Here is a 20,026-nt window from a genome sequence, read left to right on the forward strand (position 1 = left end):
TAAACTAAGTATAGCACTTTTCCTTCCGGTGAAAAATAAATATACGCAAACTTCCTTTTTTTCCATTTTGCACCGTATAATGAAACAAAATAACTTAAGGGGAAAATAGAGTTGGAACAAGAACAGGCTATCCAAATAATCAGACAAATAGAGCTTTCTAATCCATACGGATACGAGATTAAAAAGCTAAAAACAGTTGGCGGGATGCTGCCCAAGTTTCACCAATGGACAAATGGAAAGAAAGTATTAGACGCATATGAAGTGATCCGCTCGGATCGTGAGACTGGCTATTATCTTTTATTCATTGATTGGCATCGTAATGACAACTTTTATTTAGTCATTTATACACATAATAAATCCACCACTTGCGCGGAGATACGGCAATTAAAAGAACTTGAAGATGGATTTTATTTGATTTGGTCCTACAACCCATTAAAACGGGACGGAAAAAATGACCAAAGAAAAGCCTACTTTAAAAAAATGTTTGGATCGACTGCTGTTCATATTAAACTGCCAACTAAACCAACAGAAGTGGAAGAATTCCTCACACAGCTGTTCAAGTTGTGTCAAAATCGGATTAGAGCAGATAAAATTACGGAAGTGTTTCATTTTGAATGATTAATATATGGTTATCTTTTCATATTATAAAATAATTCACTTCCCTGAGCACAACAAAAGGGGCCTTTCTAAAAGGCCCCCATCCAATCTATAATACCTTACTCAAAAATGTCTTCGTCCGTTCCTCTTGTGGATTGTCAAACAACTCACTCGGAACCTTATCTTCCACAACCAAGCCGCCGTCCATAAAAATAACGCGATCGCCCACTTCTTTGGCAAAACCCATTTCATGGGTAACCACCACCATCGTCATTCCCTCTTTGGCAAGGTCCTTCATTACTTCTAGTACCTCTCCAACCATCTCAGGGTCGAGAGCAGATGTAGGTTCATCAAACAACATAATCTTTGGTTCCATCGCAAGAGCCCTGGCAATCGCCACGCGCTGTTTCTGCCCGCCAGACAAAGAATCAGGATAGGCATCCGCCTTATCTTCTAGTCCAACTTTCCGTAACAGCTCCATCCCTTTTGCTCTTGCCTTATCCGCAGGAATATTTCTTACCTTCATAGGAGCTAGCATGATATTTTCAATCACCTTTTTATGAGGAAAAAGGTTAAATTGTTGAAACACCATCCCCACTTCGGTCCTAATTTTGTTAATATCCGTTTTTTTATCGGTAATATCTACACCCTCAATTAGGATTTGTCCGCCCGTAATGGTTTCTAACATATTGATACAGCGAAGAAACGTCGACTTTCCAGAACCAGAGGGACCAATGACAACTACAACCTCTTGGGGCTTAACCGTTACATTAATATCCTTAAGAACCTCATTGGTTCCAAATGACTTTTTTAAATTTTTCACCTGAATCATTCTGTTGCAAACCTCCTTTCAAGTTTACCTAATAGGAAGTTAAGAGATAAAGTTAACATCAAATAAATTGCCGCTGATGAAAGATATGGCTCCCACGGACGCATATACTCCCCTTGCATAGCCTGTCCCCAGTACATTAACTCAGGAGCTGCAATCAATGCCGCCAATGAAGAATCTTTTATTAATACGATAAATTCATTTCCAAGTGGAGGAATCATTCGTTTAATAGCTTGCGGCAGAATCACATACCTCATAGCTTGTACATGTGTCATCCCAAGCGAACGAGCAGCTTCCATTTGCCCTTTATCAATCGATTGAATACCTGCTCGGAAGATTTCTGCTACATACGCTGCCGAGTTCAAGGAAAGTGCTAAGATTGCGGCCACGATTGCATTTGTCGTACCGAGTATTGCTGGTACTACAGCAAAATGAATTAATAGAATTTGCACCATTAACGGTGTGCCTCGGAAAAAGTTTATATACCATCTAAAAGGCAAGGAATATAGCCTTTTTTTCATCATTTTCCCCAAACCTATAAATAAACCAAGGATAGTACCAATAATAATACTTGCGATTGAAAAACCAATCGTTAATAATGTCCCTTTTAAAAGTAAGGGCGCATAATCTACAATAATATCCCACCTGAAATCCATTATGATCCCTCCGCCATCTGAGTAGGCTAATTAGTTTAGTTAAGCAAAAATTGCGTAACTGCCTATGAATATAGAAGTTACGCAATTTCATTAGTTTACTTTTGTTGTTCTTTTAATGTTTGTGTATCTGGTTCCACACCAAACCACTTTTTATAGATTTTTGCATATGTTCCATTGTCAATGACTGCCTTGACTGCCTTATCTAGTTCAGGCTTCAACTTACTGTCTTTTGGTAATAGTAGACCATAAAATTCTTTTGAAAAAGCAGTATCATCTTCAATGAATTTGAAATTATCTTTTGGATTATTTTTAACATAGGTTTCAATAACTGTGTTATCAGCAACAACTGCGTCAACTCCGCCATTTTCCAATTCAAGAATGGCTAGATTGTTATTTTTAAACTTCTTAATATTAGGGTTATTTTTTCCAAATAATTTTTCTACTACTGCTTGTCCAGTTGTTCCATTTTGTACGGCTATCTTTTTGCCCTCTAAATCCTTTGCACTTTTAATAGAACTTCCTTTTGGAACTAAGATTTCATTTTTGGATAAGAAATAAGGAACTGTAAAGTCATAGCTCTGTTGACGCTCTGGTGTAATGGTAATCGCAGATGCAGCAAAGTCTGCTGTTTTCTTTTCAATCTCAACAAAGATTGGATCCCAGCCAACATGTTCAACATTTACATTGTATCCAGCTTCCTTAGCAACTGCGTTAACAAAATCCACATCAAAACCAACGACTTTCCCTTGTTTTTGGTATTCAAATGGCGCATAGGCCGCGTCGGTCACAACTCTGAGTGTTTTCTTCGCACTTCCCTCATTTTTACTAGTACCACACGCTGATAGGAGCAGAAGTAAACCGACCACCATTAAAGTAGAAACAAATTTAAATTTTTTCATGCTTAAACCTCCTATTTATTTTTTTATAATAATTTTATTTTTAATTTTTAAACTATAAATGATTATAACTTGTTTTGTTTTTTTATTCAATATTTTATTTTCTTACTATATTAATACGTTAGTAGACTAAATTCAACCTATTATATAGTAGGTTTTATTCGAAATTCATTAATGTAAGCGTTTGTTTAAAACTATTATTGTAGAAATTACCATGCATAAAAATAAACATTAAGCATTTATCTCTAAAAATTATAATTCCAAAATTATGTAAAATATAAATCTTTTATAGATAAATAGTTCAAATTGCTGAGTTCAGGACCATTTCCCATAGGCATTCGCCGTTTCTCTCTATACCCCATCACATAATCTATAACGTACTATATATAAGGAGAGATGCCTATATGATGAATCCCTACGGTTATTATCAATGTCCACAAATACCCGTTGAGTATCACACCTATGTTCCAGTAGATCAATATCATTCCTATGCACCTATTCATTCCTATACACCAGTCGATTCCTATACACCAGTCGATTCCTATACACCAGTTGACCTATACGACCCGAATCGGCAACCTCAGCAGCTTGAACGTCGAGTTAATCAGCTTGAAAGGCAAAATGAGCGTCAAGAAAGAGAAATTAATCAGCTTCAAAGACGGCTCCAACGTGTAAATCAACGTCTAAGAGCAGTTGAGAATCGCCTCCATATTCCATTTACACCCTTTGACGGAGAATTTTAATTCATCTTAAGAACCGGTCTACAGCCGGTTCTTAGATTGTCGAGAATTGGTATTTTTCTAGGCAATTTTTTTATTATGTCAGTATCTAATTACCAAATCCATTGATGAGATGCCCTTACATTTGGGCCTGTTGATTTCCGCTCCTGGCACTCGCTTTCCGCAGGGAGGTCCTGGAACCACCTCGGCGCTATGGCGCCTGCGGGGTCTCCAGTGACCTCTCTATCCCATAGGAGTCGAGTGCCCTCCGCTCCAATCAACCGGAAGGCAAATCAACCTAATTATTGCAACGAACTTTTTCTAACCTTGCCAAGTGTATTGCAATCTTATTTTTTGAGCGTGTACATTAGGATAGTAGTGGACTCTTCTTGGATTCTCATAACCCTTACAAGTTGTTGTTCTGTATGTTAATTCCTGGCTATTAGGTCAAATGTATAAATCTTGTTATTTTACATATGTAAATTTCCACTAGTTTGGTTGAAATCCTTATTGAAAACACTCTGTTGATTGGCGCGGAAGGCACGAAGACTCCTGCGGGAGTACGGGGCAGGGGAGACCCCGCAAGAGCGAAGCGATGAGGAGGCTCCCCGGCACGCCCGCGGAAAGCGAAGAGCCTGGAGCGTTAATCAACACTCTTGTTGAAAAGCCGAAATATACTAATCATATTAAAACAAATTAACGCAGGGAATTATTAAAGTAATTGAATAAAACAATATGCTGACGAGCGTTTTTCAACAGCCTAAGAACCGGTCTACAGCCGGTTCTTTTCATTGGTTAGAATTTCTTTCAAAATCAATCCAGACTTTTCAAAATATCCTGTCAACCTTTCTAACATCTTCACTGACAAAAGCAGAAAAATCAGTTAATTTTTGATTATAAACATATCGAAGGGGGATAATCGGATGAATCAGAAACATGAAATTAAATTAGCGCTGCAAATCTTACAGTTAGATAAATTACGAGATGAATTATATGAAGAACTCATGAAAACAATGGGCTCGAAAGGACATGAACTTTTAAGAAAACTTCAAAATGCCTAGTATCTAAAGGAGGGAAAGAAAGTGACAACCCACTTACGAAGAGGCCTTGAAAGACTAAAGCAATTTTATATAAAAAAATTAGAGAGTACAGATTTATTTTATACACCTGTTGAGCTTCAATCTCTGACAGTCAGCGAACTGGAAATTCTATATAAAAAGTCAATGTCCTCCAATAAATAATGTCCTTCTACTCCAATATGATATTTTCCAATCAATCAGGCAAATAAGCACAAGTATCCATTTTCATGTAAGGAAATGTAACATATAATAATAAAAATATTCAAACTATAGGTAACATGGGGTGTGGTGAGCAACTAAAATGGGAAAAGACTTATCTTACAAAGACAAAAAAGTTATAACGATTGGCATTGTCAGAGATTTGACGGGACTTTCCGAAAGACAAATACGATATTACGAAGAAAGAAAACTAATATTCCCTGAAAGATCGGCTGGCGGTAGCCGCAAATTCTCCTTTTCCGATGTAGAATTATTAATGGACATCGCTAACAAAATTGAGGACGGAATTCAAACACATGAAATCAGAAAAGAAATGCTTAGGGAACAGAAGAAACAAAATCAAGATGAAATTCGCCGCAAAATGATACAAGGACAACTCAATGCTCAATTTGGGTTACGAAGAAGCTCCCCTTAACTTTCAAAAGCCTCGATTTCCACACAGAAACGAGGCTTTTCCTTTGCCTATTTGGTAAGATTTTTCCCCTTATTTTAAAAACCATGTTAGAAAATCTACCACATTTATAGATACCACCCCCTCATTCATGTGAAAATACAACTACAGAGGATGTTATAAAAATTAACATCATTTAATAAAGGGGGAGTACAAATGGATACTACATTCTTAATGAACAGCCTTTGGGTTATGTTAGGTGCGATACTTGTTATTTTAATGATCGGAGGTTTTATTCTTTTAGAAACAGGTTCTACCCGGATGAAAAACGCAGGTCATATTGCAGGTAAAACCATCTTAACATTTAGTATCGGTTCTATTATTTTCTGGGCAGTTGGGTTTGGGTTGATTTTCGGAAAAGGCAACCCACTGATTGGATTATCCGATTTTTTCTACTCAGGTTACGAGATAGATAGTTTGTCACTTTCAGGTGCTGTATTCTTTATGTTCCAATTAGCTTTTGCTGGTATCTCTTTAACGATTGCATTTGGGGGATTTGCTGAACGAGCTAAACTCAGTGCATACCTAGTATTTTCAGTGCTTTTCTCAGCCATCGTATACCCTCCTATCGCTCACTGGATTTGGGGCGGCGGTTGGTTAGCTGAGCATGGTGATCAAGACTTCGCTGGATCTACGGTTGTTCACTTAACTGGTGCAATGGCAGCACTTGCGGCTACCATTATATTAAAACCAAGGATTGGGAAATACAACAAAGATGGTTCTGCTAATAACCTTGCAGGTCATAACCAAGTATTCACAGCATTAAGTGTACTACTTTTATGGGTTGGCTGGTTTGGATTTAATGCCGGTAGCACACTATCTGTTGACAAAGGATTCTTTGGATTTGTTGCCTTAAATACAAATCTAGCTGCTGCAGCTGGAACGGTCGCTGCTATGATTATTTCTTGGATGGTATTAGGTAAAGCAGATGTGCCAATGATGTTAAACGGCGCTTTAGCAGGTCTTGTTGCCATTACAGCATCTTGTGCTTTCGTTGATACATGGGCAGCAGTAGTAATTGGCTTTATCTCTGGAATTTTAGTATTTTATAGCATTCGCTTCTTCGAGAAATTTAAAATTGACGATCCAATTGCAGCTCTATCCGTTCATGGGACTGCCGGTGTTTGGGGAACCTTATCAACTGGTTTCTTTGCTACAAAAAAATTAGCCACTGTTGGTGCGCCAGGATTATTTTATGGCGGTGGATTACATCAACTTGGGGTTCAAGCATTAGGGGTTTTCACTTGTGGAGCATTCGCTTTTATTGCCTCATTTATTATTTTAGCCATCATGAAGAAAGTAATGAATGGATTACGTGTCACTGAAGAGGAGGAAATCATCGGTCTTGATATGAGTGAACATGGCAGCTACGGATACCCTGAATTAGTAAAAGCAGAACAGCAATTTAAGGTTCAATAAATAAGAAAAGCGGAAGCGCCTTGAACAGGGGCGACAGGCATAAGACGAGCCGGCGGGAAGGCTGTTCTTTAGCCTTCTTGACGGATTGGCTTATGACCCCGAGCCCCTAGGCGCTGGAACTAGACAATTTTTATTACAGCGGTCATTCCCTTTTTTCTAAAGGGTCTGACTGCTATTTGAATTTTTAGGGGGGTACACGATGCTAGAGAGCCCATATCTGGAAACTCTTCAATACCGAGGGTCAGCTATGCAACATGTTTGTCATGACCACTTTCAATTAAATGCATTGCATGATGAAATCTTTCAGCGGGTAGTATCGATTGCACTTAGACAAGTCACTGATCATAGTGGACCACCACCTTCACCGTTCACCTTCTTTGTAATGGGTAGTGCCGGCAGATTAGAACAATCAGTGTGGAGTGATCAAGACCATGGGATTATTTATCTTGATTCATCCGATGAAAACAAATCTTACTTTTTACAATTAGGAAAAGAAATTTCAAAAGGCCTCTATCAAGTTGGTTACAGATATTGTGACGGCGGTGTTATGGCTAGCAATCCATTCTGGTGTAAATCACTTCACGAATGGGAGCAGGAATTATCGAAATGGATAGTTGAATCGAAATGGGAATCAATTCGCTATTTACTCATCTTTCTAGACGGCAGAACAATGTATGGAGAAAATACCTTTCTTCAAAAGCTTAAAGACCACATTTATTTAAACATGAATCAACATAACCTATTAGCAAAATCACTAAGTAATACACTTCATCTAAAAAAAGGGATTAACGTCTTAGGTCAACTTTTAGTAGAAACTCACGGAGTTCACACTGGAAAATTAAATATCAAAGAAATCGGCCTTTTTCCATATGTGAATGCAATCCGCCTCCTTTCGATGAAAGAAAAATTACACGAAACATCTTCATTATTTCGACTCGAAAAAATACCAGCATTCTATTTTCCTGCAGGAGAAAAAGCATTTTTAAAACAACAATTTATTAAACTGCTAAACTATCGACTACTATTTTCAGACCATAAAGACTATGATTCCGGACATTATTTAACTATTAATAAGCTAACAAAAGAACAGATAAGAGAATTAAAAGACATCATTAAAAATGGAGCTGCCCTCTTTCATCATATGAAAAGGTTACTAGAAAAGGATGGTTCAAATGAGGATGAATAATATGATTCAATTTTTTCGCCAATTATCCGGAAAAGTGAATTCAAACCTTTACGCAAGCTTACAAAACCAATCTTCTCTGCAGCAGATGGCTTTCCTTCGAGAATTACAAAGAGAAATGAAACAAAAGAACAACTTAGACGTCCCATTAAATGAGTTAAAAGTCGTAGTCTTCGATTTAGAAACGACCGGTTTTTATCCGGAAAAAGGCGATCAAATCATTTCAATTGGTGCCGTCAAGATGACGGGAAACCAACTCCGAGAACAAGAAACATTTTATACGTTAGTCCAATCAACTCTTCCACTATCGGAGGAGATTTCGGCATTAACGAATATATATGATGAAGACTTAAGAAACGCCCCAATAGCAGCAGAAGCCCTAATGCAATTCTTCCAATTTATAAAAAGCGATCTTCTTGTTGCCCACCACGCCAGTCATGAGCAGGCTTTTATGAAAAAAATAACCAGCGATGTATTACGAACACGATTTGACCACCGTATTGTAGATACTTCTTTTCTCATCCGTCTCTCAAACCCCTATATGAAATCAGCTCCACTGGAAGAAGTTTGCGAGGAATGCGGCATAAAGGTAGCAGATCGCCACCACGCCCTAAGTGACGCAATTATGACAGCAAAAATTTGGAAACATTATTTACAGCTGGCAGAGGAAATGGGTTTCCAGTATTTAAGACAGGTTTATGAATATTTGGCAAAAATTGGTTGATGAACTACTATACTAATCTAACATTTTCCCTGATTTGTTTAGTAGTTTCCAACCAAACTTTTATCCCTCTCTTCCCTACTTATACCTGAAATTACCCCGAATTTTCTCCTCTCACTTTCAAAGAATAAAAAATTTTTTAAAAATTTTTTATTCATAAATTCCTTATTAGACCAATAATGAAAACGCTACCAGATTTTTAGATTTGTTTGAATTGTCAGATTTTTATATTGACCATGTTCTCGTTTGGTTGTATGATAATCGAAACTAAATCATCAATTAACACCCAGCCTTTATTCCTACACAATGGGAAAAAGAAGTTGGTAGAAAAATTGTCATAATCGACGGAGTGGTTTGGTATCCTAAAACCATACCTTTGTCAGTTAGGAGCTAAAAAAATGCGTAGCGATATGATTAAAAAGGGAATTGATCGTGCTCCCCACCGCAGCTTATTATATGCAACAGGGGTAAAAACGAGTGACCTCGAAAAGCCATTCATTGGAGTTTGTAACTCGTATATTGATATTATCCCAGGACATAAACACCTTAATCATTTCGGTGAAATTGTTAAAGAAGCGATCCGGGAAGCCGGAGGTATTCCATTTGAATTTAATACAATCGGTGTCGATGATGGAATCGCCATGGGACATATTGGAATGCGTTACTCCCTTCCAAGCCGTGAAATCATTGCCGACAGTGCTGAAACAGTAATTAACGCACACTGGTTTGATGGTGTTTTTTACATTCCAAACTGTGACAAAATCACCCCAGGGATGTTAATGGCAGCCGCAAGAACAAACGTACCATCTGTTTTCGTTTCTGGCGGTCCAATGGAGGCTGGTGTCTCACCATCTACAGGAAAAAATCTTTCCCTTACTTCAGTTTTTGAAGGTGTTGGTGCTTACCATAATGGCACAATCAGCCAAGCCCAGTTGCTTGAGATTGAAACAAATGCCTGCCCTACTTGTGGCTCATGTTCAGGAATGTTCACAGCAAACTCCATGAACTGTTTAATGGAAGTTTTAGGAATGACGGTTCCTGGTAACGGCACGATGGTTGCCACTTCCGAAGAAAGACATGAACTAATTAAACAAGCAGCTAGACATTTGATTGATTTAATCAAAAAAGATATTAAACCTCGCGATATCATTACAAGAGAAGCCATTGATAATGCTTTTGCACTCGATATGGCAATGGGCGGTTCAACTAATACGGTGTTACACACATTGGCGATTGCTTATGAAGCTGGTATTGATTATGATCTTGGCGAAATCAATAAAATTGCTGAAAGAGTTCCATACCTTTCCAAGATTATGCCAGCATCTGATTATTCGATGGACGATGTTCATCGCGCAGGCGGTGTAAGTGCCATCATCAATGAACTTTATAAAGTTGAAGGTGCTTTGCATGATAACTGCCTAACGATTACTGGAAAAACTCTTCGTGAAAATGTGAAGGACGCAACAATCACAAATGAAGCTGTCATCCGGACAAAAGATAATCCATATAGCCCAGTTGGTGGACTATCCATCCTATATGGAAACATTGCTCCAGATGGCGCCGTAATCAAAGTTGGTGCTGTAGATCCTTCCATTAAAACATTCTTAGGTGAAGCCATTGTGTTTGAATCCCAAGATGAGGCATTAGAAAGCATTCATAATGGAACGGTTAAAGCCGGCCATGTAGTGGTCATTCGCTACGAAGGTCCTAAAGGCGGTCCAGGAATGCCGGAAATGTTAGCTCCAACCTCAGCTATTATGGGCCGAGGCTTAGGAAAAGAAGTTGCCCTCATCACTGACGGTCGCTTCTCGGGGGCAAGCCGCGGAATTTCCATTGGTCATATCTCACCTGAAGCAGCAGAAGGTGGACCAATCGGTCTCGTTGAAAATGGTGACAAAATAATAATTGACCTCGATGCACGTTCCATTGAACTTATCGTGGATGAAGAAGTGTTAGCAGAGAGACGTCAAAACTGGATTAAACCAGAACCAAAAATTAAATCTGGTTATCTTGCACGATATGCTAAACTCGTAACCTCTGCTAACACAGGCGGGGTAATGAAGATATAGAATTTTGAAAGACCATGGGAATACCTAGTACTCCTCCCCTTCCTTAAGGAAGCTAAAGTACTACATGTGTGATTTTATTTTTGAAAAGTAAATAATTGAAATCGATGACGGGAATAAAGGAATAAGAATTTGTATTTTCAGAGAGCTGGGGTTGCTGGAAGCCCAGTAATACAACTTATTCTGACATCATCCCTGAGTGTTGGACTGAAATGATTTTCAAAGTAGGTTCAATCAGGTGGTATTCTTGATCCACCTGTTACCAAAAGAAGCGTTATCTTTAGTAACGCTTCCTAAGGCAGTATTCGTGAGGATACTGTAAAAAACGGGTGGTACCGAGAAAATGAAAGACCTTTTCTCCCCGATTATTCTGCTTTGTTGTTATGATGCATGCAGTTAATTCGAGGAGAATAGGTCTTTTTTACTATGTTACAAAGATTTATTTACAAGTATCAAGTTTTACCATTAAAATTTTCTGTTTATTTACAAATTTCTATATTATAATAATAAAAAACGACATATTTACACAAATCGCAATTTTTCGACATCTACATTCAATTTTTACCTTTAAGGAGGGATTAAGACGTGAAAGTAGAAGCAAAGAAGCTTGAGGTCCAAACTAGTACCGAGCCGAGAACCGGCGCAGACCTACTCATCGACTTACTAAAAAAAGAAGGGGTAGATACACTATTTGGATATCCCGGAGGCGCAGTACTGCCAATATACGATGCCATTTACCGGGCCCGGGGTACAATCGAGCATGTTCTCTTCCGACATGAACAAGGAATGATCCATGCTGCTGAAGGGTATGCCCGAGTTACTGGCAAACCTGGAGTCGTCATTGCTACCTCAGGACCTGGGGCAACCAATCTTGTGACAGGAATTACTGATGCAATGATGGATTCCCTGCCCCTTGTTGTTTTCACCGGGCAGGTGGCCAGAAGCATAATCGGAACGGATGCCTTCCAAGAAGCTGACATTATGGCTATCACGACACCAATTACCAAACATAACTATCAGGTACAATCCATCGAGGACCTCCCGCGCATCGTCAAGGAAGCTTTTCATATTGCTTCTACCGGACGGCCTGGACCAGTCTTAGTCGATGTCCCTAAGGATATTTCAGCTGGACTATTAACCGAAGAACCTGAAGAAGCAAGCATAGATTTACCTGGATACCAGCCAACAACAAAGCCTAATCCAATACAAATTAAAAAGCTTGCCGATTCTATTTCGAAAGCAACGAAACCTGTCATTCTTTCTGGAGCCGGTGTTCTCCATGGAAAAGCATCTGCCGAGTTAACAGCTTTTGCAGAAAAACATCAAATTCCAGTTGTTACTACTTTACTTGGACTTGGCACCTTTCCAGCAGATACCCCCCTCTCATTAGGAATGGGTGGAATGCACGGAACATATGCAGCAAACATGGCAATTTACGAATGTGATCTGCTTATCAACTTCGGAGCACGATTCGATGACAGACTAACAGGTAACTTAAAGCACTTTGCACCATTTGCAAAAGTGGCGCATATCGATATCGATCCTGCTGAAATTGGTAAAAATGTTCCAACACATCTTCCAATCGTTTCTGATACAAAAGAGGCACTTAACGAACTGCTAGAGCAAGAATTTGAATCACCAAATACGGCTGAATGGCTTGAAAAATTACGCCAAAATAAACAAGAATATCCGCTTTGGTATAAACATGATCCAAATGGCATGTGTCCGCAATGGGTAATTGAAGCAGTCCACAAAGTAACAAACGGTGATGCTATCGTTTCTACCGATGTAGGGCAGCATCAAATGTGGGCTGCACAGTATTACACCTTTAAGCAGCCGCATCGCTGGATCACTTCTGGCGGACTTGGAACTATGGGCTTTGGCTTCCCTGCTGCGATTGGCGCACAAATTGCTGAACCGGATAGTACGGTTGTGGCAATTGTTGGTGATGGCGGCTTCCAGATGACACTTCAGGAATTAGGGATTATCTATGAAAGAAATCTTCCTGTAAAAATCATTATTGTCAACAACGGTGCCCTAGGTATGGTTCGCCAATGGCAGGAACTCTTACACGGAAACCGGATTTCAGAATCGATCCTTCATACACAGCCTGATTTTGTCAAACTTGCAGACAGCTATTCGATTAAGGGTTATCGGGTTAATAATGAGGAAGAACTTGTTACAGTTTTACCGGAAGTATTTGCTCATAATGGTCCGGTATTAGTTGATTGTCGTGTCCTGCAGCAAGAAAAAGTATTCCCGATGATTGCCCCTGGAAAAGGAATTCATGAGATGATTGGGGTGAAACCATGAAACGGATCATAACAGCTACAGTCCAAGATCGAAGCGGTGTCTTAAACCGCGTCACTGGTCTCTTACAAAGACGTCAGTTCAATATTTCAAGTATATCTGTTGGTCCATCTGAAACAGAGGGCATTTCAAAAATGACCTTAGTAGTAGAGGTTGAAGACGAACAGCGCCTTGAACAGGTGACGAAACAATTAAACAAGCAAATTGATGTTTTAAAGGTTTCAGATATTACTGATAAAGCAATTGTGGCACGTGAGCTCGCTCTAATAAAAGTAGCTTCTACAAGCCAGCTTCGCAGTGAAATCAACGGAATCATTGATCCGTTCCGTGCCTTAATTATTGATGTAAGTAAAGATAGTCTAGCGGTTCAAATTACAGGTCGTCCTGATAAAATTGATGCCTTAATTGAACTGCTCAGGCCATATGGCATTAAAGAAATTGCCAGAACTGGCTTGACCGCCCTCCAACGTGGTCATCAGCCGCAAGTAAACGATCTAGCAACACACGCACTATTAAAATAATAATATTCCTGAAAGGATGATTCACAATGGTAAAAGTACTTTATAACGGAGATATTCAAGAGCAGGTTTTACAAGGAAAGAAAATTGCAGTTATCGGATATGGCTCTCAAGGTCATGCTCATGCTTTAAACTTAAAAGAAAGCGGCTTTGATGTAGTAGTTGGTTTACGTGAAGGAAAATCATGGGATAAAGCAGTTGAAGATGGTTTAGAAGTTACTTCTGTTGCTGAAGCAACTGCTGCTGCTGAGGTAGTTATGGTTCTTCTTCCAGATGAAATGCAACCAAAAGTATATGAAGAAAGCATTAAAGCTAACCTTCAAGCTGGTAATGCCTTAGTATTTGCACATGGTTTTAATGTTCACTTCAGCCAAATCGTTCCTCCAGCTGATGTTGACGTATTCTTAGTAGCACCAAAAGGTCCAGGACATTTAGTTCGCCGTACTTATACAGAAGGTGCCGGAGTTCCAGCTCTATATGCAGTTTACCAAGACTACACTGGTCAAGCGCGTGATGTTGCACTTGCTTATGCAAAAGGTATTGGCTCTGCACGTGCAGGTGTATTGGAAACTACTTTCCAAGAAGAAACAGAAACAGATTTATTCGGAGAACAAGCGGTTCTTTGCGGTGGTGCTACTGCCCTAATCAAAGCTGGTTTCGAAACATTAGTAGAAGCAGGTTATCAGCCTGAAGTTGCTTATTTCGAGTGTTTACATGAATTAAAATTAATCGTTGACCTTTTATATGAAGGTGGATTAGAAAACATGCGTTACTCTATCTCTGACACTGCACAATGGGGAGATTTCGTTTCTGGACCACGTGTAGTAAACGAAGATACAAAAGCACGTATGAAAGAAGTATTAAAAGATATCCAAACTGGTAAGTTTGCTCAAGGCTGGATCTTAGAGAACCAAACAAACCGCCCGCAATTCAATGCGATTAACCGCGCAGAAAACAATCACCAAATCGAGGTTGTTGGCCGCGAACTTCGTGCCTTAATGCCATTTATTAAAAAGCCTGTAAACGCAAAGAAAGAAACAGTGGGTAATGGTTCACGTTAATATCCATTAACTCAGCAGTAGACATGGTTCGATATGCGAGACAGAAATTCCCGCATATCGAATGGTCTGCTGAAGATGCATCACGATCTGATTTGATTTTCTAGTTCAAATTATTACAAAGGTAATTGATGCAGGTGCAACTGTCATCAATCTCCCAGATACCGTAGGATATACAACTCCTGAAGAATATGGCCGGATGTTCCGTTATATTAGAGAAAATGTTCCTAATATTCATAAAGCTGCTCTTTCTTGTCCGTGTCACGATAATTTAGGAATGGCCGTTGCCAATTCCTTGGCGGCGATTGAAAACGGGGTTACCCAGGTCGAAGGTACGATTAACGGAATCGGGGAACGTGCGGGGAACGCTTCTTTAGAAGAGATTGCCGTTGCCTTAAATATCCGTAAAGATAAGTACCCTTTTACAACAAATCTCGTCTTAAAGGAAATCAAACGTACTAGCAATTTAGTCAGCCGATTGACAGGCATGATGGTCCCTCCTAACAAAGCAGTTGTCGGACGAAATGTCTTCGCTCATGAATCTGGAATCCATCAGGATGGCGTCTTAAAGAACGCCTTAACCTATGAGATTATCACCCCTGAATTAGTCGGAGTTACTTACAATGATTTAGTTCTTGGAAAACATTCCGGTAGGCATGCCTTTAAAGACAAGATTGAACAATTGGGCTATACCTTATCTGCTGATAAACTTGCCGAAGCGTTTACTTCATTTAAACAATTAACGGTCGTAAAAAGGAAGTAACCGATGAGGATTTATTTACAATTTTAACGGATATTCAAACAGCGACAATCGATGAAAAAAAATATGAATTAGTTGCTTTTCAAGTCCATTATGGTTCAGCCAACCTCCCTACTGCCACTGTTGCCTTAACAACCCCTGAAGGAAAACGGGTTGAAACAGCACGGATGGGTTCTGGAAGCGTTGAAGCATTAATGAACACTCTTGAAGCACTAATTGATGAAGAAATACATTTGACTGATTTCAGACTAAGTTCTGTCGGGCAAGGACGGGACGCACTCGCTGAGGTCCATATAAAAATGACAGTAAACAACTCAACTGTCAGTGGACATGGCTCTGTACAGGACGTCTTGGCGGCATCAGCAAAGGCCTTCTTGAATGCAGTCAATCGTGTATTTTTTAACCAAAAAGCATTGATTCAAGAACCAGTACTATAAAAAGTTATAATAGAAAAATGAGGAGGTTGCTTCTAGTGAAAAAACATATTGTCTTACTTCCCGGTGATGGGATTGGCAAGGAAGTCATTAATTCCGCAAAAGACGTATTACAAGCGATCGCGGAAGAATTTAATCACAATTTTAGCTTTGAAACCCATGAAATCGGAGGAGCAGCCATTGACCTGCATGGCACTCCCCTTCCGGATTCAACAGTATCAGCTTGTAAACAAGCAGATGCTGTTTTACTAGGTGCCGTGGGCGGACCAAAATGGGATCAAAATCCTTCCCATCTTCGTCCAGAACGTGGCTTGCTAGGGATTCGGAAAGCACTGGATTTATATGCAAATTTAAGGCCGATTAAGGGATTCAAAAATCTTCTTCATGCATCCCCACTGAAAGAAGAAGTGGTGGCAGGAAGCGACCTCCTCATTGTACGTGAATTAACAGGCGGGCTTTATTTCGGTACACCAAGTGAACGGCGCGATAATGGAACTTCTGTAGTCGACACTCTTTCTTATACTCGCAAAGAAATTGAAAGAATCGTAGAAAAAGGCTTCCAGGCTGCTCAGCAACGCAAGGGTCACCTTACTTCTGTTGATAAGGCCAATGTCCTTGAATCCAGCAAAATGTGGCGTGAAGTAGTTGAAGAGAAAAAGGCTCAATATCCAGATGTTGTGGTTGAACATCTCCTAGTTGATGCCGCTGCAATGAAACTAATCACGAACCCAACTCAGTTTGATGTTATTGTGACAGAAAATCTATTTGGGGATATTTTAAGTGATGAAGCTTCTGTTTTAACTGGCTCGATTGGCATGCTTCCTTCAGCAAGCTTGCGTGAAGACGGCGTTGGACTGTACGAACCAGTTCATGGTTCTGCACCTGACATTGCTGGCAAAGGAATTGCTAATCCATCTGCGATGATTTTATCCGCTGCGATGATGCTTCGTTATTCATTTGATCTAAACAATGAAGCAAAAGTGATTGAAGATGCAGTGCAGTCGGTTCTTGACTCAGGGTTCCATACAGGCGATCTTCAAATTGCAGAGGGACGCCAAGTAGGAACTGCCGAAATGACGAAGTTAATTGTTGATTATATTAAATCGCAACATGCGTCTAAATGCATCGCTAGTTGTTATTATTAATTCTTTTATAGGGTAAACCATTTTGTTAAATGGTTTACCCACAATTTTTCCATCTATATAAATCTACTATCGTGAGGAAGTGTGGCTATGCAAACACCAAAAACGATTATCCAAAAAATTTGGGAACAACATGTCGTTCATCAAGAAGAAGGAAAACCAGATTTACTTTATATTGATTTACATTTAGTTCATGAAGTAACTTCCCCTCAAGCATTTGAGGGCTTACGAATGAACGGGCGCAAGGTACGCCGCCCTGATTTAACTTTTGCGACCATGGATCATAACGTACCAACACGTCAGCGGCTTGTTATTAATGATCCTGTTTCAAAAAATCAAATCGATACCCTACAAACGAACTGTCAGGAATTCGGAGTAGAACTTGCCGACATTCATCATCCTGATAATGGAATCGTCCATGTAATCGGACCTGAACTTGGTCTTACCCAACCAGGTAAAACCATTGTCTGTGGTGACAGTCATACCTCCACGCACGGTGCATTTGGTGCCTTAGCCTTTGGTATTGGAACAAGCGAAGTAGAACATGTTCTTGCCACCCAAACCCTTTGGCAGGCAAAACCAAAAACCTTAAATGTAAAGGTAAATGGAAAACTTGGTACAGGTGTTACAGCGAAAGATTTAATCTTAGCGATTATCGGTAAATTTGGTGTTCAGTTTGGAACTGGTTATGTCATTGAATACACTGGTGAAGCCATCCGAGCACTTTCTATGGATGAGCGTATGACAATCTGTAACATGTCAATTGAAGCTGGTGCTAGAGCAGGATTAATTACTCCAGACGAAACGACTTTTGAATACTTACGCGGTCGCAGGTATGCCCCACAAGGTGAAGAGTTTGAAAAGGCTGTAGAAAAATGGCGTGCACTTGCAACAGATGAAGGCGCAGTTTATGATACAGTCGTTGAAATTGAAGCAGCTGAAGTGGAACCACAGGTGACTTGGGGAACAAACCCTGGCATGTGTCTTCCAGTATCCGCTAACGTTCCAAGTCCTGAGGATGCGGACAAGCCAAGTGAAAAAGACGAAATTAACCGTGCCCTTGAATATATGGGACTAGAAGCTGGACAGCCTCTTTCAAGTGTGGCAATCGATCATGTGTTTATCGGTTCTTGTACCAACTCAAGATTAAGCGATTTACGTAAAGCCGCTGAAGTTATCCGCGGACGAAAAGTAAATTCTGGTGTCAAAGCGATTGTCGTTCCAGGTTCTTTCAGCGTTAAACTGGCTGCTGAAAAAGAAGGCATCGATCAAGTATTTATCGAAGCTGGTTTTGAATGGCGTGAAGCGGGCTGTAGTATGTGTCTTGCGATGAATGATGATATCGTTCCTCCAGGCGGACGCTGTGCTTCTACTTCTAACCGTAACTTTGAAGGTCGTCAAGGAAATGGTGCCCGTACACACCTTGTAAGCCCAGAAATGGCTGCAGCGGCTGCGGTAGCTGGCCATTTTGTTGATGTTCGTCAATTTACTGCACAGGAGGTCATTTAATATGGAACCATTACGTCAACATCAAGGTCTTGTCTATCCATTAAACCGGACTAATATTGATACTGACCAAATTATCCCTAAGCAGTTTTTGAAACGGATTGAACGCAGTGGCTTTGGTCAATTTTTATTTTATAACTGGCGTTTTGATGACAATGGGAATCCACGCCCTGATTTTTCTCTGAACGATGCCAAGTATAAGGGAGCTTCCATTCTAGTTTCTGGTGAAAATTTTGGCTGCGGCTCTTCTCGTGAGCATGCCCCATGGGCGGTTCAAGATTTTGGATTCAAAATCATTATTGCCCCAAGCTATGCTGATATTTTTAAAAACAACTGTGTGAAAAATGGGATTCTCGCGATTGTTGCTAGTGAGGATCAGGTTCAGACTATTATCAAAAAGGCTGAGTCTACTGAATATACATTAACTGTTGACCTTGAGGCACAAAAAGTATACGACAATGAGGGCTTTGAACTTACATTTGATATTGCCCCATACCCTAAAGAAATGCTGCTAAATGGCTGGGATGAAATTGGCGTAACTTTAACCTACGAAGATAAAATTAATCAATACGAAGCAACTAAAAGATAATGCGCAGGGCCTATAAGCCCTAGCGCATTTTTCATTTTAAAATTCTGGCAGCCGATCAAGATTGTTTTCTTTGATGCCATCCGGCTCACTCCGGATGATGTCCCGCCCGTATTTATGAAAAACATCAACATGAGCGAGCTTCCCTGCCTTTGCTTCACTTAATGCGGTTACATAATCAAGCTCCCGCCCCGAACTTGTTTTAAAAGCAATAATATCACCATCATCATTTTTTTTAACAGCCACAAATTCCTCTTTTCCGGAGCTATTGCCTTGCATTGCTTCGATTTGTGCCTGCTTCTCACTTTGTGCCTTATACTCTTCGTAAATTTTTTGATAATCTTTCTCTTCCATTTCTTCCACCTCCGAACATTTGTTAGTTTTTTTCATTTTGATATCATTTATCCATTACTTTCAAAATGTCAAAAAATGTTCGAAAAGATTGCAATGCTGTTTTGAGTACCAATTTTATAGAGCTTTTATCTGCTGATTCCTGCATCTAGGATCGAGTAGAGCCGCACTTATCGGTTGGGGGGATCAGGTTAAGCACCCGATCTGATAAATAAACGGAAAAATTCCGCTTAATTAGAAACTATTATTAAAAAAGGCTTAAATAGACGGAGAGATTCCGCCTATTGACTCGAAAAATACGAAAATAGGGAATTTTGCCTTGCATAAGCGGAAATGCTCCGCTTATTTACCCCGAAACGAGCTCCATGCTACATTTAACCGAAAAATTTCCGCTTATTTCACTTTCGATGGTTACTCAATTAAGGACAAGACATCTTATTTAAAGAGGAGTGAGTTTTATTTTTTATATACCAATATGGATGCCAATATGACTGTCTTTTAGGTACCTATTTTTAAAAAAGCACCT

19 protein-coding genes and 1 pseudogene are annotated in these 20,026 nt (G+C 39.7%); 16 read left to right on the forward strand and 4 right to left on the reverse strand.

The window, feature by feature from the left end; all coding sequences use genetic code 11:
• Positions 1-111: 111 nt before the first annotated feature.
• A complete protein-coding gene (locus tag JOC76_RS00915; protein ID WP_205175322.1) occupies positions 112-618 on the forward strand; it encodes a hypothetical protein in 507 nt (168 codons plus the stop codon).
• 88 nt (positions 619-706) lie between these two features.
• Here JOC76_RS00915 and JOC76_RS00920 read toward each other — a convergent pair whose 3' ends face one another.
• The 3 genes from JOC76_RS00920 to JOC76_RS00930 form a co-directional block, all read right to left on the reverse strand.
• Positions 707-1,429 (reverse strand): amino acid ABC transporter ATP-binding protein, encoded by a 723-nt coding sequence (locus JOC76_RS00920; RefSeq protein ID WP_205175324.1) that lies wholly within the window; start codon positions 1,427-1,429, stop codon positions 707-709.
• Positions 1,426-2,082 carry an amino acid ABC transporter permease gene (locus JOC76_RS00925; protein WP_205175326.1) on the reverse strand — a complete coding sequence of 219 codons (657 nt, stop codon included), beginning with the start codon at positions 2,080-2,082 and terminating at the stop codon, positions 1,426-1,428. The genes JOC76_RS00920 and JOC76_RS00925 overlap by 4 nt, the downstream gene beginning before the upstream one ends.
• Before the next feature lie 95 nt (positions 2,083-2,177).
• Positions 2,178-2,981, reverse strand: a complete 804-nt coding sequence (locus tag JOC76_RS00930; protein ID WP_205175328.1) for a basic amino acid ABC transporter substrate-binding protein — start codon at positions 2,979-2,981, stop codon at positions 2,178-2,180.
• Between the two features lie 404 nt (positions 2,982-3,385).
• Here JOC76_RS00930 and JOC76_RS00935 point away from each other — a divergent pair, with 404 nt between their 5' ends.
• From JOC76_RS00935 to leuD, 15 genes and pseudogenes are all read left to right on the forward strand, one after another.
• A complete protein-coding gene (locus tag JOC76_RS00935; protein WP_205175713.1) occupies positions 3,386-3,721 on the forward strand; it encodes a PilN family protein in 336 nt (111 codons plus the stop codon).
• Positions 3,722-4,620: 899 nt separating this feature from the next.
• A complete protein-coding gene (gene ykzB / locus JOC76_RS00940) occupies positions 4,621-4,758 on the forward strand; it encodes a protein YkzB (protein ID WP_205175330.1) in 138 nt (45 codons plus the stop codon).
• Between the two features lie 21 nt (positions 4,759-4,779).
• Positions 4,780-4,938 carry a hypothetical protein gene (locus JOC76_RS00945; RefSeq protein WP_205175332.1) on the forward strand — a complete coding sequence of 53 codons (159 nt, stop codon included), beginning with the start codon at positions 4,780-4,782 and terminating at the stop codon, positions 4,936-4,938.
• A gap of 139 nt (positions 4,939-5,077) precedes the next feature.
• Complete coding sequence (locus tag JOC76_RS00950; RefSeq protein WP_205175334.1) at positions 5,078-5,410, forward strand: MerR family transcriptional regulator; 333 nt, start codon at positions 5,078-5,080, stop codon at positions 5,408-5,410.
• 192 nt (positions 5,411-5,602) lie between these two features.
• Positions 5,603-6,865: an ammonium transporter gene (locus tag JOC76_RS00955; RefSeq protein ID WP_205175336.1), complete on the forward strand. Its 1,263-nt coding sequence runs from the start codon at positions 5,603-5,605 to the stop codon at positions 6,863-6,865.
• Positions 6,866-7,064: 199 nt separating this feature from the next.
• Positions 7,065-8,051, forward strand: a complete 987-nt coding sequence (locus JOC76_RS00960; protein WP_205175338.1) for a DUF294 nucleotidyltransferase-like domain-containing protein — start codon at positions 7,065-7,067, stop codon at positions 8,049-8,051.
• Positions 8,044-8,772, forward strand: coding sequence for an exonuclease domain-containing protein (locus JOC76_RS00965; protein WP_239557461.1), 729 nt, complete (start codon positions 8,044-8,046; stop codon positions 8,770-8,772). The genes JOC76_RS00960 and JOC76_RS00965 overlap by 8 nt, the downstream gene beginning before the upstream one ends.
• A gap of 395 nt (positions 8,773-9,167) precedes the next feature.
• On the forward strand, positions 9,168-10,838 hold the full coding sequence (gene ilvD / locus JOC76_RS00970; protein WP_205175343.1) for a dihydroxy-acid dehydratase: 1,671 nt from the start codon (positions 9,168-9,170) through the stop codon (positions 10,836-10,838).
• Positions 10,839-11,420: 582 nt separating this feature from the next.
• The gene (ilvB, locus tag JOC76_RS00975; protein WP_205175345.1) at positions 11,421-13,148 is read left to right on the forward strand and encodes an acetolactate synthase large subunit; all 1,728 of its coding nucleotides are present in this window, start codon (positions 11,421-11,423) and stop codon (positions 13,146-13,148) included.
• Positions 13,145-13,666 (forward strand): acetolactate synthase small subunit, encoded by a 522-nt coding sequence (gene ilvN / locus JOC76_RS00980; RefSeq protein WP_205175352.1) that lies wholly within the window; start codon positions 13,145-13,147, stop codon positions 13,664-13,666. Before ilvB ends, ilvN begins: the two co-directional genes overlap by 4 nt.
• A gap of 26 nt (positions 13,667-13,692) precedes the next feature.
• Entirely contained in the window at positions 13,693-14,724 is a 1,032-nt protein-coding gene (ilvC, locus tag JOC76_RS00985; protein WP_205175354.1) for a ketol-acid reductoisomerase, read from the forward strand.
• Between the two features lie 5 nt (positions 14,725-14,729).
• Positions 14,730-15,918, forward strand: a pseudogene (locus tag JOC76_RS00990) (2-isopropylmalate synthase); the annotation flags it as partial.
• A 35-nt stretch (positions 15,919-15,953) separates the two neighbouring features.
• Positions 15,954-17,060 (forward strand): 3-isopropylmalate dehydrogenase, encoded by a 1,107-nt coding sequence (gene leuB / locus JOC76_RS00995; RefSeq protein ID WP_205175356.1) that lies wholly within the window; start codon positions 15,954-15,956, stop codon positions 17,058-17,060.
• Positions 17,061-17,147: 87 nt separating this feature from the next.
• Complete coding sequence (gene leuC / locus JOC76_RS01000) at positions 17,148-18,566, forward strand: 3-isopropylmalate dehydratase large subunit (protein WP_205175358.1); 1,419 nt, start codon at positions 17,148-17,150, stop codon at positions 18,564-18,566.
• A 1-nt stretch (position 18,567) separates the two neighbouring features.
• Complete coding sequence (leuD, locus tag JOC76_RS01005) at positions 18,568-19,152, forward strand: 3-isopropylmalate dehydratase small subunit (protein WP_205175360.1); 585 nt, start codon at positions 18,568-18,570, stop codon at positions 19,150-19,152.
• Positions 19,153-19,188: 36 nt separating this feature from the next.
• Here leuD and JOC76_RS01010 read toward each other — a convergent pair whose 3' ends face one another.
• Complete coding sequence (locus JOC76_RS01010; protein WP_205175362.1) at positions 19,189-19,503, reverse strand: DUF3892 domain-containing protein; 315 nt, start codon at positions 19,501-19,503, stop codon at positions 19,189-19,191.
• Positions 19,504-20,026 lie beyond the last annotated feature (523 nt).

The sequence above is a fragment of the Neobacillus cucumis genome (genome assembly GCF_016908975.1).
GTDB classification, from domain to species: domain Bacteria; phylum Bacillota; class Bacilli; order Bacillales; family Cytobacillaceae; genus Neobacillus; species Neobacillus cucumis.